Annotated in this window: 6 protein-coding genes; 1 reads left to right on the top strand and 5 read right to left on the bottom strand. The window is 57.3% G+C overall.

The features are described from left to right. Window positions 1-2: 2 nt before the first annotated feature. Window positions 3-98 carry a K(+)-transporting ATPase subunit F gene (kdpF, locus tag KUIN1_RS10700; protein WP_003406089.1) on the bottom strand — a complete coding sequence of 32 codons (96 nt, stop codon included), beginning with the start codon at window positions 96-98 and terminating at the stop codon, window positions 3-5. A 242-nt stretch (window positions 99-340) separates the two neighbouring features. Here kdpF and KUIN1_RS10695 point away from each other — a divergent pair, with 242 nt between their 5' ends. Further along, a complete protein-coding gene (locus KUIN1_RS10695; RefSeq protein WP_003406091.1) occupies window positions 341-604 on the top strand; it encodes a LuxR family transcriptional regulator in 264 nt (87 codons plus the stop codon). A 78-nt stretch (window positions 605-682) separates the two neighbouring features. On the opposite strand, the gene KUIN1_RS10690 is transcribed toward KUIN1_RS10695, so the two are convergent. The 4 genes from KUIN1_RS10690 to KUIN1_RS10675 form a co-directional block, all read right to left on the bottom strand. Continuing rightward, window positions 683-5,419, bottom strand: coding sequence for an RHS repeat domain-containing protein (locus tag KUIN1_RS10690; protein ID WP_116886713.1), 4,737 nt, complete (start codon window positions 5,417-5,419; stop codon window positions 683-685). 92 nt (window positions 5,420-5,511) lie between these two features. Beyond that, window positions 5,512-5,997, bottom strand: coding sequence for a hypothetical protein (locus KUIN1_RS10685; protein WP_103378252.1), 486 nt, complete (start codon window positions 5,995-5,997; stop codon window positions 5,512-5,514). A 36-nt stretch (window positions 5,998-6,033) separates the two neighbouring features. Then, on the bottom strand, window positions 6,034-11,223 hold the full coding sequence (locus KUIN1_RS10680; protein ID WP_103714957.1) for an imidazole glycerol phosphate synthase: 5,190 nt from the start codon (window positions 11,221-11,223) through the stop codon (window positions 6,034-6,036). Between the two features lie 50 nt (window positions 11,224-11,273). After that, complete coding sequence (locus tag KUIN1_RS10675; RefSeq protein ID WP_116892735.1) at window positions 11,274-15,566, bottom strand: hypothetical protein; 4,293 nt, start codon at window positions 15,564-15,566, stop codon at window positions 11,274-11,276. Window positions 15,567-15,674 lie beyond the last annotated feature (108 nt).

Here is a 15,674-nt window from a genome sequence, read left to right as displayed (position 1 = left end):
GATCACTCCTGACTCTGGTCGGCGCGCAACAGCGCCACCAGCAGATAGATGAACAGCCCGACTCCCATCAACAGAGAGATACCATCCATAACGCTCATTGAAATTTCCCCCATCAGGCAACACCGGTACGGCGCAGGCCGCGTGGGGTGATTGTCCGCAGGCAGGGTGTAAAGGCGCGAGATCGACAGGCTGGCCGGGGCGTAAAGAAGCTGTAAAAAAGCGCTACAGCCTTGACGGCGCAAGGCCTTCACGGTCCTGCGGCGCTGTCATTTATGTCAGGTTCGCGTTAGGGGATGCAGGGGTATCGTGGTGCGGCGATCTTCAGGGAAAGGACTTCACCATGCTTCGCGACAATGGAAAACCGCCCGGCACCACGCCGCCCTCCCAGACCACACCCGCCACTGTCCAGCTGACTGCCAAGGAACGACAAGTCCTGGAATGGGTGGCGCTCGGCAAATCCGCCTGGGAAATATCACGGATACAAGGGTGCTCGGAAGCGACCGTGCACTTCCATACCAGCAATATCCGCCGCAAGTTCGGGGTGACGTCGTTGAAGGCGGCATTGGTGATGGCGATCAGGCAGGGGGTTATTTTGGTGGAGTGACGTATTTAAAAGCGGTGCACCCCACAGGAGATACTCCCCCTGCGTTGTGCACCTGGATTACGGATTAACACTTACATTTTAGTAGTCTGGATTAAATGCAAATCGATCTCTGTTTGGGGGGCCATTAAGCCAGTCCCCTTTTGATCGAGCAGGTGCTGAAGACGGACTCCTTATTTCTTTTACGGCGGAAATCTTTTTAAGCTCTTTTCTGGCAAGTGATAATTCTTTTGCAATCGTATGGCGCGCATGAGCAGTAATTCCAGGCTCTTCGAAATTCCTAACCACGTAGTCTAATGATTCCTGAGCCTTAACTTGTTTGCGCGCAAGAGAATCCGCATACTTCGGCATGAAGTTCCCACGGGCATCTGCAATGCGCTCGGGATAACTATCAACCACTTCCTTCAAACTATCCCAGTCTGTTGGCTTGATTTTCGATAACTTTGTTACCTCTTTACTCCCACGAGTGGTAAGTAGCGCAGGAATTTTTTCGACGCCTGGGGATTTTGTGGTCAGAGTAGGAGTCTTCTTTAAGGCTCGGTACAACAGCTTTAATGGGGTAAATAACCCGACGTGCCCCGACGGATCCCGCCTACCCACCGGATTCCCCTCGACATACGCATACCCATTCACCCCGCCCTCACCAAACGGACTCCAGCTATCAGGACTGTTGAAGCGCATCAACACCGGGCTGTAGGCCCGATAGCCATTGCCCAGCATTTGCCAGCCGGTATCCGCCTCGCTCAGTTCGCCGTTGAACCCCAGTCTGCCGTGCGGTGGATCTTCACCGCTGGCGTGGCCGTAGGCCGTATACCACCTCCGGTTGACCCCGTCGGCAGCCACCTCGCCCAGCACGCTATCGCTGGCGCTGGTGGCAAGCAGCAGCGTCCGGTCACCCTGCTGCTCGGCCAGCAGATAGTCGTCGCCACGCATGAAGGTGCTCTGCCCCTGGCTGCCGAGTTGATTGGCCAGCTCTCCGTCGCGATAGAAGCGCAGGTCCCTGTCGCCGCCACGGGTCTCCCCGGTCAGTTGGTCCTGGGGGTCATACTGGTAATGAATGCCGGCTGAGGACGTGCCTACTTCGATCAGGCGGCCGAGGGGATCGTATTTGAGCGTGCGCCCGGCCTCGTCGATGTCCAGATTGCCGTCCGGGTCATAGCGGAGGTTGATTTCAGGCGGGTAGTACGCGTGGTTGGTGTTCGTTACCCGGCTCAACTGCACGGGATCGTCACCCTCGTAAAAATACCTGGCATTGTTGCTGCCGCCATCGAAGCGGGTGGTGACGAACGTCAGGTTGTTAGCGCCATCGAAAATGAAGTTCTGCCCGAGGAGGGTCCTGCCATAAGGGTCCACCGGCCGTTGAGTCCCTGTGCACTGGTATTGAGTCAGGCGACCGGACGTATCGTAGTTGTAGTGTTCGTCACGGAGTATTTCCGTGCCTTCGCTAAGGGTGCGCTGGACCATGTCATCCACATCGTCATAGACCTGAACCATCTGCTGCTCGACACCATCGAGGTCAAACGTACGCTTTACTTCTCGCCCCAGATCATCATATTCAAGGCTGATCGCGACGGTTCTTTCGCGGCTGCTGTCGGTTTGGTCGGTGGTGGTGATTTTCGCGAGACGACCAAACACAACGTCATAGGCAAACGTTGAATAAACCTCACCCAGCCGGGTTTCCTCGAGACGACCGCAGGTGTCATAGCGATTGACCTGTTCCTGTCCCAGTACATCGGTGTAAGACAGCAGCAGGCCCTGTCGGCTGTAGCTGTAGAACATGTCGTAGGTTTTGCCTGCTGAGGTGCGCTTCTCGCTTTTCAGCGAGCCGGTACTGTAATACTCGCGATCCAGTATCTCACCCTGCTCCTCGGAATGAATCAGACGAGCATTCTGCTTATCGTACGTGTAATCGGCAGCCACACCCGGCTCCGCGGTCCGGGCAGGCGCTGCACCAGGCCCGGATTGTTTCAGCGGATCAACTTCGCGGGTGGTGTCAGGTTCGGGCTCAGCTTCGGACTGCACCCGGCGCCACGGCTCGTCGCCTACCTGGGGCTTGTATTCGTAATCGATTTTCCGCTTGCTGGGCAGGGTTACCGTTCTGGGTTGCAGCAGACCGACGTCGTAAACAAGCGTACGTTTACGCCCACCGGTGACAGAACTGACCAGACGATCCAGCCCGTCGAACGACTGCTCTCCCAACACAATGCTTTTGCCGTTGTGCTCGATGCCGATACTGATGGGCAAGTCTTCGCTGCTGTGGCTTGCATAGCTGCGACGCACGATGGCCTGGCTTGGCAATGTGGACTCGATCACCCGATCAAAGACGTCGTAGACATAGGTCGTGCGCCGCCCGCCGTTTACCACCCCGACAATTTCCTCGACACGGCGGCCAAGGCCATCGTAATGGTACTGGCTCAGACTGACCGAGGTGCCGGCCTTATCCTGTCGCTCGCTACGGGTCGGCTGTTCGAACAGGTTCATCCAGGTCTCGGTGAACTCGCTTTTCCCTTTGCCATCGGTGCCTTCGATCCAGCTACGCTGAACAGGGCCTTGCGATTGCGCCGTACCAATGGGGTCGGTCTCTTCGAACGTCTTGATATTATCCGGGCCGGTGACGCAGCGCTGTTCGCCCCAATCGTCATATTCGTAGACGCTCTTCAGCGCCAGATCCTGCTGACCAAGCCAGTCAAACTCGGTCTCGTTGACCATGAGCCCCCATGCGTCGTAAACGGCAGCGTAGGTCTGTCGAGGTTTATCGACGCGCGCAGGTTTATCTGCGTCATCCCGCTCCTCATGGATGACTCGGTTGAGGCCATCAAAGTGACTGCAGGTTTTGACCCCCTTGACGTCGATGAGCGTCTGCGTGGCCTGATCGGTGGCCTTGGCACAGAGCTGATACTCATAACTTCTGGTCGCCTGGTAGATATCATCATTGGGCGCCACCGTTTCACTCAGTACACGCCGCAGGCTGTCGTAGACATAACGGATTTCCACGTTGTTGTCGTCGCGATTGAGCAAGGGTTCGCCGTTGAGCAGAGAATCCTCCAGGGTAATGACCTTCTTCGCGCCATCGAAGCCGGTCACGGTCTGTACGGTTTGCAGCACAGTCTTGCCATAAATCTCGCTGTCAGGGGTGCTGTAGGCATACTCTGTGCTGGTTGCATTCTCGCCCATGATCACCCGTTGCAGTTTGAGCCGACCGTGCAGAAGTGCGTTGTTCGGCTCATCGAAATATTCATAGGTCGTGAGGCGCTGCTCGTACTCATCTTCAGGGGCCTGCATCAGTAACGTCTCGCTTTGCGGTGCAAGCCATTGCTGTAGCTGACCGCCATCCACAGCAGGCAACGCCGTGTAGCGATAGCGGGTGATCAGGACCGGGGCGTTACCGTAGTCGGACGCCGCCGGGATGATCTTGCTGCTTTTCATCCAGCGGACGAAGCCTTCAGGGTCTGGCGGGCAGCCATCCTCGCCGGCGGCCGGATACCACTCACTGACCTCGACCATACCGTTGGCCTGGGTCTGAGTGAGCAGATTGCCGTGTTGGTCATAGGTGCTGCTGACCATTTCACTGCGCGGCACACTGCCGTCTGACGACAGCCGCCAGGTGGTCTGGACCTCCTTGGGTAATTGACAGTAGGCAGGCTGAGTAAAAAAGGGTTGTCCCGGCACGATGTAGTACCGAGTGTCCACCTGCATGACGGTAAGGTTCTTGCGCGTGGTTTCCCGAGTGAGCAGGTGAAACTGGTTGAAGGTCCGTTCGATACTGCGCTCGGCATCAGGCTTGCCCGCGACCTGGACACGCAATGTCTCGGTCGACGAATATTCGTACAGCTCCGCCCCGAGATAGCGATACAGATTGTCCAGACCATTGTCTTCCCAGGCGATATCCAGCCCCGCGCCCAGGAAGTTGCGCTCGCGCCCGGCGCTGTCCTGGTAACTGTAAAAAACGTCCATTTGCGCCTGCCCCAAGCCCGGCGTCGTGCGATGGCGCGTGACTCTGGGCAGAGGGGGACGTGCCGCCCTCGCAGGAAACTGATGGCCGCCGTCGGTATAAAAGATCTCTTCCCGACCGCCAACGGGTGTTTCTACCGACGTCATGCATAGATGCTCACGGATCAGGCTGTATACAAAACGCCACGAGGCAGCATTGTCGGTCGGCAGCTCGATACGGTTGACACGGTGATCCGATCCGCCCAGCACCATCTTGAATGTCGCATCCGGGCCTTCGCCAGTGGTCATGCGCAGCGTCACCGCCGTGTCTTCGCGGCTGATGCCGAGCAGAAGCTGACCCGAGTCATCCGTTACTTCGCTGAGCATCTGATACCCGCCGAAAGAGGCGTAATCCAGCGTGACACTGTGACCTTCCGGGGCGAATACGCGCACCGGCAGTGCGACCCTGTTGGCCCCGCTGCCACGCAGTTCGAGCAGCTCCACCAGACCGGACTTGTGCATCACCCTGAAATGGGTCTCGTCCTCCTTGTACAAGTGAAAACTGTCGATTTTCTTTTCCGACATCAGCATCTGGTCGTCGCTGGTGCCATCGACCTTGAATGTCTCGCCGCTGCTCAGCGACACGATCTGGTTACCCGGATCGTACTGCGACAACTGCAGGTTCCAGCCCAGACCAAAGCCGCTGTCCTGGCGGTTGAGAGGGTTGTAGTTAAGTGCCAGTGGCATGCCCGGGCCACGCAATCCGTTGGTCTTGACATCGGGCAGGGTGATCGCCACCGTGTATTGCCCGGTACGGGGGTCAACGCCGCTCTGTACATAACTCAGGAAGTTGAACGCGTTGGAGTGTACGGAAGTCGATGCTGTCATGATCCATGAACCTCGAACTTTATAGAGTGGGATAACCGTCACCCCTGCGGGTGACGGTCAAGCAGGCTTGACAGGTCCAGTGTTACCGAGGACTAATCCGATACATCGACACGGACGCAGGACAACTTGCCTTTTATGTTTTCATCACCGCTATATGCCTGGGTCACAATAATGCCGCGACTGATGATGGTGTCGACCGGTTTGCCTCTGAGCTGGTCGATGGAGATCCAGGGTGTTGTAATGGGGTCAATGTAGGTCTCGAGTTCAAATACCCAGCCTCCCTCTTCATCACAATCTCTGGACTCCAGGCGGATTTTTACTGCGGAGCGCACGTTATCCAGCTTGAAATAACTCATCTGATCGTTCGTGCACGCATGATCGCCCCTGTTGAGATAAACCACGTCGTCCTGGGCGGTAAAGGTGCAGTTCTTGCCTCCGCCATCGTCATTTTGTGCGAGCATGATGAGTCGGATCGCCTGTGCCGGGGGCGCAGCCTCCGCCCTTTGGAACGGGGCGAACGTACAGCCTGTCAAACCTGCAAGCGCCATGCAGGCAAAGGTTTTACTTAGCGCATTCATGATAATGACTCCCTGTCAGTTTGTTGCATCAATGCCTCATTCGGACCGAGTTGCCGAATAGAAGGTATGCATGAGACGGTTGCGCCTGCCGGGGCCCTCGGCCAGAAAACTGATTCGCCGTTTATGGGCATTGCCCTGCTTATCGATCAACAGGACGGCTAATGTTCCCGTCAACTTGTCGCGTGCAGGATGACCTTTCGGGATGAATTTAAGACCCCGGAGGCGGTGCAGGCTGATGATCAGTTTGCCGGTCTCGAATAGATCCATATTGACGTCGATGTCCAACGAGTGATCGGCCCCCATCACGTCTTTCAGCGCTTCGTCAAAGTGCACCTTGCTCACATCGCCGATAACTTCCGGGTCGTCGAAGATAAAACCCGTCCAACTGAACATTTTTTCTTCTACCTGTTCGCTCTCCCAGAGAATGATCGAGGTATTGATCACGTCACTGCCAGGCTTGGAGGGCATAAACTTCAGCCTCTCGAAACCTACCCATTGCTGGGTATCGGGGTTGACGACACTCAGCTTCCAGTAATCGATGGTGTTGAGATTGAAGTCGAAAGGGTCATCCTGAGCCCCTTCCGCAGGCGGCTCGGCCGGAGGATTTCCGCCTAACCCCTCGGCACGCTGCGGAATGAAGTTGTAATTCTGGTTATCGAACGAGGGCAAGCGTCGCGGGGTGATTTCGACCGTGCTGTTCACTTCTTCATACCGCACAGAGTTCCACCAATTGTCGTTGGCATCCTGAAATCTCGCGTAGAAGACGCTGACTGAACCCGATTCCTGTCGACTGTGCAGATAGAAGTCCTGCACGACTGGCCGTGACGCATCCAGGCCCGGCTCAGCAGCGAAAACGCCGGCCCCGGACAACTCGAAGCGGTTATGTTGACTACGCACGCGCCACGTCTGCTCATCATCTTCAGACATGCCATCGAGATGGAGGGCTACTGTCTCGATTTCTTGCTGGGTGCCATCGTCTACCAGGCGCATGGTGAGCCTTTCGGCGGGGCTCAGCTCGTAATCGACACCGTCGACCGGCATCACCTGGGTCTTGATCTGCAGCCTGAGTTGCTGATAGCCATTGGGGTACAGAATACCCGTATTATTTTCAGTCGATGGCGAGCCGGGGACCGTGATGGTAAACATCGACAGTTCGGTCCAAGTACCTTCATCGATGACTTCGGACAATTCGATGACGCTATAGCCACACGCCAGAACCACCCCGTTGTTCACCACTTCACAGCTCACCACGCTACTGGCGACAAGCGCCTGGTCGGGCGGCATGAAAAGCCCCTGCCGATCAACAGTGCCGGCCCCACCCACCACCTTCCAGCGTCGCTCAAGCCCGGGCAGCAGTGAGCGGTCATCCTGTAACTGCACCGCTACCTTTGGTCGTGCTCTGGGTACAAAAGCCGGCTCGATGTGCAGCATTTGCTGCCCGTTGGCGACAAGCACCGTAGCGATGCCAAGGTCATTGCCCGACGCCTCTATCTGTTGCACGGCCAGCGCTCTTTTACCGGACCTGGCATCCGGACTGAAGAGCGCGCCCTTGCCGACCTCACTCAACCTGCCAAGCTCCGCCCCCAGCAGCGCCCAGCTCACCGGGCTGCCGTCATGCGTCGAAGCCGCCAGCGAGACCGGTTGCAGCGCAGTCCCCCCTGGCACCACCGTTACACGTGGCGCCAACTCCAGGCTCCGCGATACCACACTCACCAGCGCCGAGACCTTGACGACAGCGCCTGACTCTTGATAGACGGCAGTGATCACGACGCGCAGCGCGTCATGGCCGATAGCCTCAAGGCCCGCCGCCGTGTAAACGCCGCTGGAAGAGATGCTGCCGCTTCCGGCAGCCACGTGGCTTTGAATGCTTAATGCACTCCAGCTGGTGGCCGGTATTTCTTCGCCTTGCGGGTTGTGCAGGACAAAGCGCTGGGTCTGCCCGGCCGTTACAGTCGAGAACAGCGGTGTAATGCTGGCCTGTGTTGAACGAAGGCTGCCAAACAACAACAGGTCGTGCGGGCAGTGTCGCTCAAGCGGTTCAAATACTCGTCCACCGCTGAACTTCAGGCTGTCCAGCACCTGCAAGCGTTCACGCTCGATCATCGACTGAGTCTCTTGCGAGAGCATCAACACCGTGCCGTATGCTGGCTGACTGTCTGCCCCGCGATCATCAGGTATCGGATAAACGAAATTATCTGCCGACGGAAACAAGCCTTCAGCTTCGCTATCCTGCGCTTGCATGAACAGCATAAGCGCGCCATCACCCGCGTTGTCCATGCGCGCGTCGCTTGAACGCGGCGCGGCGCGGGTAAGGAGCCGCAAGCGGGTTGGCGTCTGAACATGATAACGATTGAGCTGTGCCTGCAGGACTGAGAAAACCCGGCAATGAAGCGCAATCTGCTTGAACTCCCGGGCAAAGAAATCTGCCAGTGCCTGATTGATCGCATCATCGACGCCGCCCAGATTACAGGCAACGCCAGCCCCGTCAGCCAGATCGAGCAGCACATGCCCCTCCTCTCCCACGAAGAGATCGACCGTCATCGCCAGCCTGAAGCCCATGGGCTCGCTGATGATGAAGCTGCCGGACACGGTGGTTGCGCTGCCCTGCGGCTGATGCAAGCCGCTGTAACGGCCCGACACGATGTTCATCGTGACAAGAACACTGCTGGAGCCCGCCGAGTCAGCCACAAACGACAGAACCGGCACACCCAGTACGACCTGCTTCAGACGAACAGTGTCGCCTTGTCGCTCATCCACCACAATTTCACCGGTGAACAACGGCAAGAAGGCCAGCTCCCGATAGCGCTCGATGTATTGCTGCTCGATATGCCGGTTGAGATCGCTGCGACTGACCGCCGCGACGGCTCCCCAGCCCTGGGTCAAGGTACCTGCACCGGCTTGCTGCACAATAGCGCTCAGTGAACGGGGCATTGTATTACCCGCCGTGCCCAGCGCGGGGCCGGTCAGTGCCTGCAATACACCGGAGGAGCCACTCAATGGCAGCGGCAGAATCAGGTGTCCGGCCATCGTGCCAAGGTACTCGTCCATAATTTCTGCGAACACGACAACGAAGCGTTCGGGTGCGTTGGAATCGCTGCTGTACACACCCGCGGCGTCTATGGAGCCCGGCCCGCTCAGACGCCAGGTGACTGGAAGCTTGTGGCCATTGACGACGACTGTCAGCTCGGCACGCTGGTCATTGACGCTGGCAAGCGTGATGGGCAGCATCGGTGAGTGGCGAAGAACCAGTACCTGGATTGATTCGGTGTGCTGGTCATCGCTGACCGTTATTGTGTCAAGGACATAGGTATTCCCTGCCCCCCCTGCACCGGCGACGTAAAATTTTTCATGCGGCGCATCGACGCCATCCTCAAGCGTCCCGCTTTGTCCGGGCACCGGATCGACCACCGTCCATTTCAGGTTGCCTGCGCGCGAACTGCGTGCTGAAAGCGCTATCCGTTGACCGTAATTACACACCTGAATCAACGGGCTGACGCTGACGCTGCTGGTGAGCACCGTCAACACTGCGGTACTGCCATGCCCCGACACGGGGTCCATCGCCTTGATCAGTACACGCTGAAAACCCTGCCTCACGGGCAGTGCTGCGGGAGCCACATACCGACCCTGCGCATCAATTTCCCCCAGACCGTCAGTACCGCCATCCAATGGATTTGCCAGCGACCAGACGATGCCCGGGCGCGCAGGCCGGGTGGTCAATTGCAGCGTTTCGCCTGTACTGATCAGTGCCTGTTGCTCGACGATACTGAACGTGGACGCAGCGGGATCGATACGACCGAACAACGCGAGGTCATAAGGCAGACGTTTGAGTACGGGTTGCAGCACTTGCTCGTCAGGCAATGACCAGCCGGCCAGAAAGCGCTCGGCGCCGGTGGCATCCAGGGTTTTGCTCAACCCTTGAAGCAAGGCGTGTTTGACGGTATAGGCCACGAAGCCGTTGATCTGCTCAAGTTCTCTGGCACTCAGGTTGTCCAGCGTTCCTGGAGCGGCGCTGACTTCATGGTCGAAGAGGTAAGGTGCATAAAGATGCCCTTCCACTGCCTGATCATCTGACTCACTTTCAATCAGATGAAACTCGTGCTTGAGGCTGATGTTGAAGGTGGCGTTGTGCGATTGCCATTGATCGCTGTCCAGCGCCCTGTAGCGAAAACCCAGCGTGCAGGGGAATTCCCAGGTCTGCGTAGTCTGGGCGTACTCGAAATCAATGGTCAGGGGATGCTGGGCGTTGAAGGCCTGGACACTGAAAGGTTCGGATTCGAAGACAAATTCTGCGCTCCGGTAGTCTCCGGCCGGTACTGCAAAAGTACCGGCCTGAGCGACCATTCGCTGCAGCGGTTTATCCTCCGGAACGATGAAGCTGAAGTCGGGCGCTTGCAGCATTTGTATCACCGCACCACCAAAGGCAGCGCGGTGCAGCGCGTGGGAGGAAAACACGGCGGTCGCCGAGTACGAATGCTGAGCATCGTTGGGAATCAGGTAACGAAAGTCAGAATCGCCATCCGGAATCCCGCCCGTCACCCCGTACTCCAGGGTCGTGAACAGCAACAAGGCGCCTTTTTTATGGACCGATACAGCATCGGGGCTTTCAAGCTGTGACCGCACATCAATTCTGCGCACGTTGAGCAATTCGTTGCTCTGCTCATTGAAAATACCCAGCCTTAACCTCTGCTCTTGATTTTCAGGGTTGCTCAACCAACCTTGAAAAAACTCGCCGATCTTGCTGCGTTCAGTAGAACCGCCCGGAAAATCCAGCGAAAGGTTTTTAGCCAGGCCAAGCTCTACCACCAGATCCGCGCTTTGACTATTCAGTTCCAGATCGAAATCCAGGTCCGGCGCGTTCAGCGGATCGTAGGCAGCGATTCTGTGAACATTGTGCTGTCCCTGAGCGCTCTCTACCACGGTATGCATGCCGGCGATAACTGGCAGGCGCCAGGCCAGCAGGGAATGTCCCAGAACACTGTCCTTGAACGACAAGGTCGGCGCCCCGAGCACACAACCCGAGAAAAAATGAGCATCATGCGTATCGGGAATCGTGATACTTCCGTCCGGCACCGGACGCGACAGCCCCTGCGCCACACCCTGCTGGTAAATATGTTCAAGCAGCTCGTTGACCTTGTCGCCATCCAGAGCAATGATCGCGTCCCAGCCTCTGAGACGCGTGGTATTTTTCATCCATGCCAGCAGACTTTCCGCTGAATAACCAGCCATGACATCACCTCCTGTGATGTTGATATAGATAAGACGTCGCGCACGTCCGCTTAGAACGCCTGTGCTTTTTTGCCTTTCATCAATTCCAGATCCGTAGCAAACCGGTCCAGTGGTAGTGGCAAGACGATATGCCCTTCTATGACGCCAAGGATTGCATTCGGGGCCTCGGCAAAAATCAGCACAAACCGGTCAGTTGACGCTACGTCGGGGGTGTACAGGCCGTCATCGATGCGCCCGCGCCCGGCGCCCACTCTCCATTTGACGCCGGGCGGCGTAAGGCCATTGGCAAACGCTTGCAGTTGAACCTGATCGGCACGAATGCTCACAACGTCCACGTGGTCCCCGACTTTCTCAACGTCCAGAACTTCAGAAACCTCCACGGTTTTTACGACTTTTACGGTTAACAGTGGGACTTGGTGCTTTACCAGTACCCACGACGAAACACTCGCCTGCTGGCTGGTCACGACGATCTGATCCAGGACATAGGTTTTACCGGTCACCTTTGGCGCCGCGACGTAACGATGATCACCATCGGCCAGTGCGCTGGGCTCCAGAACACCGCTTTCGCCAGCCACCGGATCCTTGAGCGACCAGTCCATTTCTTCGGTGCCGAGCGAACCTGCCTGCAGTTCCACGGTCTGCCCGGCGTCACATACCTGAATCAATGGATTGAGGGTGATCGGGTTGGTGACGATCGTGACCAGGGCCGAACTTCGAGCGTTCGATTTCACGTCAGTGGCTATTACCCGAACACGCGTGAACGCAAGCTCGGTCAAAGAGGATTCCGGCGCGTAATACCGGCCGGTGCCGTTGACGGCACCGAAGTTCTGCGCATCACCTTGCAGAAGTTCGACATCCCACGTCACATTCGCACCCGGCGGTTGAATGGAGAAGGTGGTGGAACTGTCGACGACCATCAGGTGCTCCGCCGGGCTGACGACAAAGTCTGCCCCGGAACTGTTGATGCGGCCGAAGGCGGCGATGTCTCTGGGCGCACGAAGTACGTCAGGCACAATGGCTTCGTTGAAATTGAGATCGATACTGTCCCGGATGAACGCGCTGATCGGCACACGGGTAGCGAGTTTGCGTGCCAGTACGGCTTTGATGTCGGACTCGAACGGATCCTTGTTCAGCTTCTCGAAATTGCTTTTTACCGACGTTATTAACAACAGTAATGAAAAGCTGTTAGCGGGTGGAGGGATCTCCACGGAAGTCAGGTCATCGATGGTGGTGTTTATCGTGAGACCGGGGATCAGAACGAGGTCGTTGTTTTCTTCGGCAAAGGTATAAATGCACCGTACATCGACCGTGACGACCTTGCTCATGACCAGTAGCGTCCCATGGCCTGGCAACGTAAGCACAACGCTGGGGGTGGCTTTGGACTTCCAGGTCAGTGCCACCGTGCCATCGCCAATGAGCTCCACAGACAAAGGCGTGCTCCCTGACACATCAAGCCAGGTCCCGGCTTTGTAGACATTTGCGAAGACCGCCACGCCATTGATGTCAACCTTGACGTCCTGGCTGCTCGCTTCGGAGGTCGTCAGCCTGCCCGACGTGGCCGTCGCCTTGATCAAGCGGCCGGAGCCGTCATGAACACTGTTGAACACCCCGTTTTCAATAATCGAAGCAATGGTCTTGGTCACTTCGCCAATGAACAGTGCCGCCTTGAACGTACGCTCCGCACTGAACAACACCGTGGCCGAATAATCTTTCCCGGCATCATCCGGTATCAGGTATTGGTACTCTACCGGGATGTCGCCGCCTTCCTGACTGCCCGCCAGGCGAATGAACACCAGCACGGCCCCGTCGCCGTAGTTGGCGGCCTGCGGGTCGAGAGGCGCGGCAGGATTGGTCTGGGTGCGCAGTTTGAACGACTGGGGGTGCATCAGATTATTGCTGCCACGCTTGATCACGCCCAGCGTCCATACGCGCTGCTCGTCCGGCAACGCACTGAACAGGGCTTTGAAGAAATCCCCGCCAAGTGCCCGGTCAGCCCTGTCAACCGCGAAGGTCAGAATGAAATTATCACTGTCCTTGAGGTCGAGCCGCACCCGGCCATCGCTCTGGACATCACCCGGGACCCTTTCCAGCGCGAGATCCAGTGTCAGTTTCGGACCTTGCAGCGCATCGATATGGATAATTCTGTAGGCTTCCCAATTGTCGACGTTATTCTTCATCGTCAATTGGGTTCCGCCCAGAACCGAACAGGTCAATGTCGCATGCGACTGACCGAGGTTATCGTTCGTGAACGCCAGCCTGGGCGCATCCAGAATGAAATTGTGAATATTTTCTTTAAACCCGTCGCTCAGTGCCACCTCTCCGCTCACAGGCTGCAGATAGGCGTTCGACGAAAAACGCGCGATGTACTCCTGAAGCAACAGGTTATTCACCTTGCCTCGGGCCATTGCCGCGATGGAATCCCAGCCCCACATCACATTATTGGCGGGGTCTTTCATCCACTCGGTCAGGTTGTTCAGCGTGTTAGTAGCCATAGGATTACGTCCGTGTAAGTGTGGGGTCATGCCGGTGACCGTTGCGTCCTGCGCCAGCCCGCCGGCCCGTGAAAAAACATCGTCCAGCACCGTGAAATCGATAGACGGAAACTGTGTGTAATTCGCCCCTTCATCAAAGCTGACTTCAACCGTCACGGTGTTGGTCGGTCTGTTTCTTTGCAGACTTTCCAGAAACCCCCTCGGGATGATTACCGACAGCTGCCTGGCCTGGTGTTCCGCCTCGCTGACCGGTTCTGCAGCGCCGGTACGTAGCCCGACCGTTTGCTCCAGGCCCGACGGCAGCAAGCCAGTGGCCTTGATGCGTACCCGTTGCCTGGGAGCCATGTAGGCCCAGGATTCCAGGTCCAGACCTGCACCTTCTGGCGGGACCCTGGCGAGGTCAAGCAGGGCATCGGTAACGCGTGGTCGCATGATCTGGATGTACGGCCAGACGGAGCCCAGGGCTCTGACTTCCAGATTGAATACTTGCGAAGTGCCTGATTGCGACGCTGAGACGACCTTGTAGTACACGGCGACCCACTTGCCCATATTGGCCGGGACCGCTGTGGGCGGGATGACGAACAGGCGCGGATCGCCTGGCGAAGGATCAGCGATAAAGCTGCCCGTGCTTGTGTACCCCTCCCAATGCATCTGTACCGTGTAATCGTCGCCGATAAACGCTTCTTTCGGTATGCGAATCGTCACCCCGCTCTGCAGCTGCGAGGCAAAGATATAGCCCGTGACGGTCCCTTCACCGGAGCCGTCAATGATGGCGTCTTCGATAACGGGCGCAGGTAGATCGAGCGGTCGACTCAGAATGACCTTGCGCGGTAACGAGCTGGCTGCGTTGCCCGGTCGCGCGTACTGATACACCAGCTCGATTTCCTTGCCGTTATTGGCAGAAAGCCAGGCCTGAGCCAGCGAGAACTGCAGTACGCCACTGTCGAGATTGGAGAGGTCGGCCCGCAGGGTCTGCACCAGCCGATTGCCGCTGGAGACATAAACCACGACATCGTCATCGATCTGCATGCCGAAAGGATCGACCAGCAGGGTGACGCCGTCAGGAAAGGCTTCCGGATCCAGTGAGCCACCGTTGAAATCCTTGATGGTCAAGGCGGGCAATAACGCCGTTGACGGTGCGACGAAAGCCAGCGACTGAGTGGCCGAAACCGTTGTCAATGTGGAATCGGCATACTCGATGCGGTAGCTCATCAGAGCGAAGCCATCTCTGATTGGCTCAAGTTCGTTGGACCCTATCGGCCACTGCAGAGGCTGGCCCACCTCTTTCACCGTCAATTCCCGGGACCGGACCAACGAGTACCAGAAAGTGCTTTCATCGAAATAAAGATCCAGTGTGAGGGTCACCCTGTCGCCCACGCGCATCGCCTGATACGGCGGCGCCACGAACAACACTTCACTGATTTGCCACAGCAGGTCAGGATCAAGCTTCAGATCGTGAGACTCCTTGCATTGCAGCACCCCCAGCCCGGCGGCCGTTGACGGTGGCTTACCGACATAGAAGAACAGGCGCAGGGATTCATCAGGGCGACCTTCGACAATGTACGAGTAAAACACCCACCCCTTATCAAGCCTCATCAGCAACGGATTATTGATCAACAGGGGCATGCCTTCGGGCTGCAACCCGACGACCTCGATAACATCGCCGACATAGTCCTCCACTGCGCCCTGGGCACCGCAACCTCGCCAGTTGGGCATGAACCGATCGCCGTTCTTGATACCTGGATAGTCGATCCAGGTGGTCAGGTCGGCACCGCCCAACTGATCAAGATCGAGGTAGTTCCCGGGCTGCTGCAGGTCGGGCACCTTGGGGGCGGGAAGATCCAGCGCCATGAGTGAGACTCCTTTCTCGTTTCCGCCTGAAATGGGTATATCGCAAGGGTTGCCCCTGAGAATGCGGATAGGATTTTTTTACGCCGATGCACATCAGTTGCCCACTAG

It is taken from the genome of Pseudomonas sp. KUIN-1, from assembly GCF_009176725.1.
In the GTDB taxonomy this organism is placed as follows: domain Bacteria; phylum Pseudomonadota; class Gammaproteobacteria; order Pseudomonadales; family Pseudomonadaceae; genus Aquipseudomonas; species Aquipseudomonas fragariae.
Note: the sequence above shows the minus strand (reverse complement) of the source record. Positions and strands in the feature narration are given on the sequence as shown.

Excerpts from the sequence above, each read along its gene's own strand:
- KUIN1_RS10690 (WP_116886713.1), bottom strand. The coding sequence starts at position 5,419 with ATGACAGCATCGACTTCCGTACACTCCAACGCGTTCAACTTCCTGAGT.
- KUIN1_RS10675 (WP_116892735.1), bottom strand. The coding sequence starts at position 15,566 with ATGGCGCTGGATCTTCCCGCCCCCAAGGTGCCCGACCTGCAGCAGCCC.
- kdpF (WP_003406089.1), bottom strand. The coding sequence starts at position 98 with ATGAGCGTTATGGATGGTATCTCTCTGTTGATGGGAGTCGGGCTGTTC.
- KUIN1_RS10685 (WP_103378252.1), bottom strand. The coding sequence starts at position 5,997 with ATGAATGCGCTAAGTAAAACCTTTGCCTGCATGGCGCTTGCAGGTTTG.
- KUIN1_RS10680 (WP_103714957.1), bottom strand. The coding sequence starts at position 11,223 with ATGGCTGGTTATTCAGCGGAAAGTCTGCTGGCATGGATGAAAAATACC.
- KUIN1_RS10695 (WP_003406091.1), top strand. The coding sequence starts at position 341 with ATGCTTCGCGACAATGGAAAACCGCCCGGCACCACGCCGCCCTCCCAG.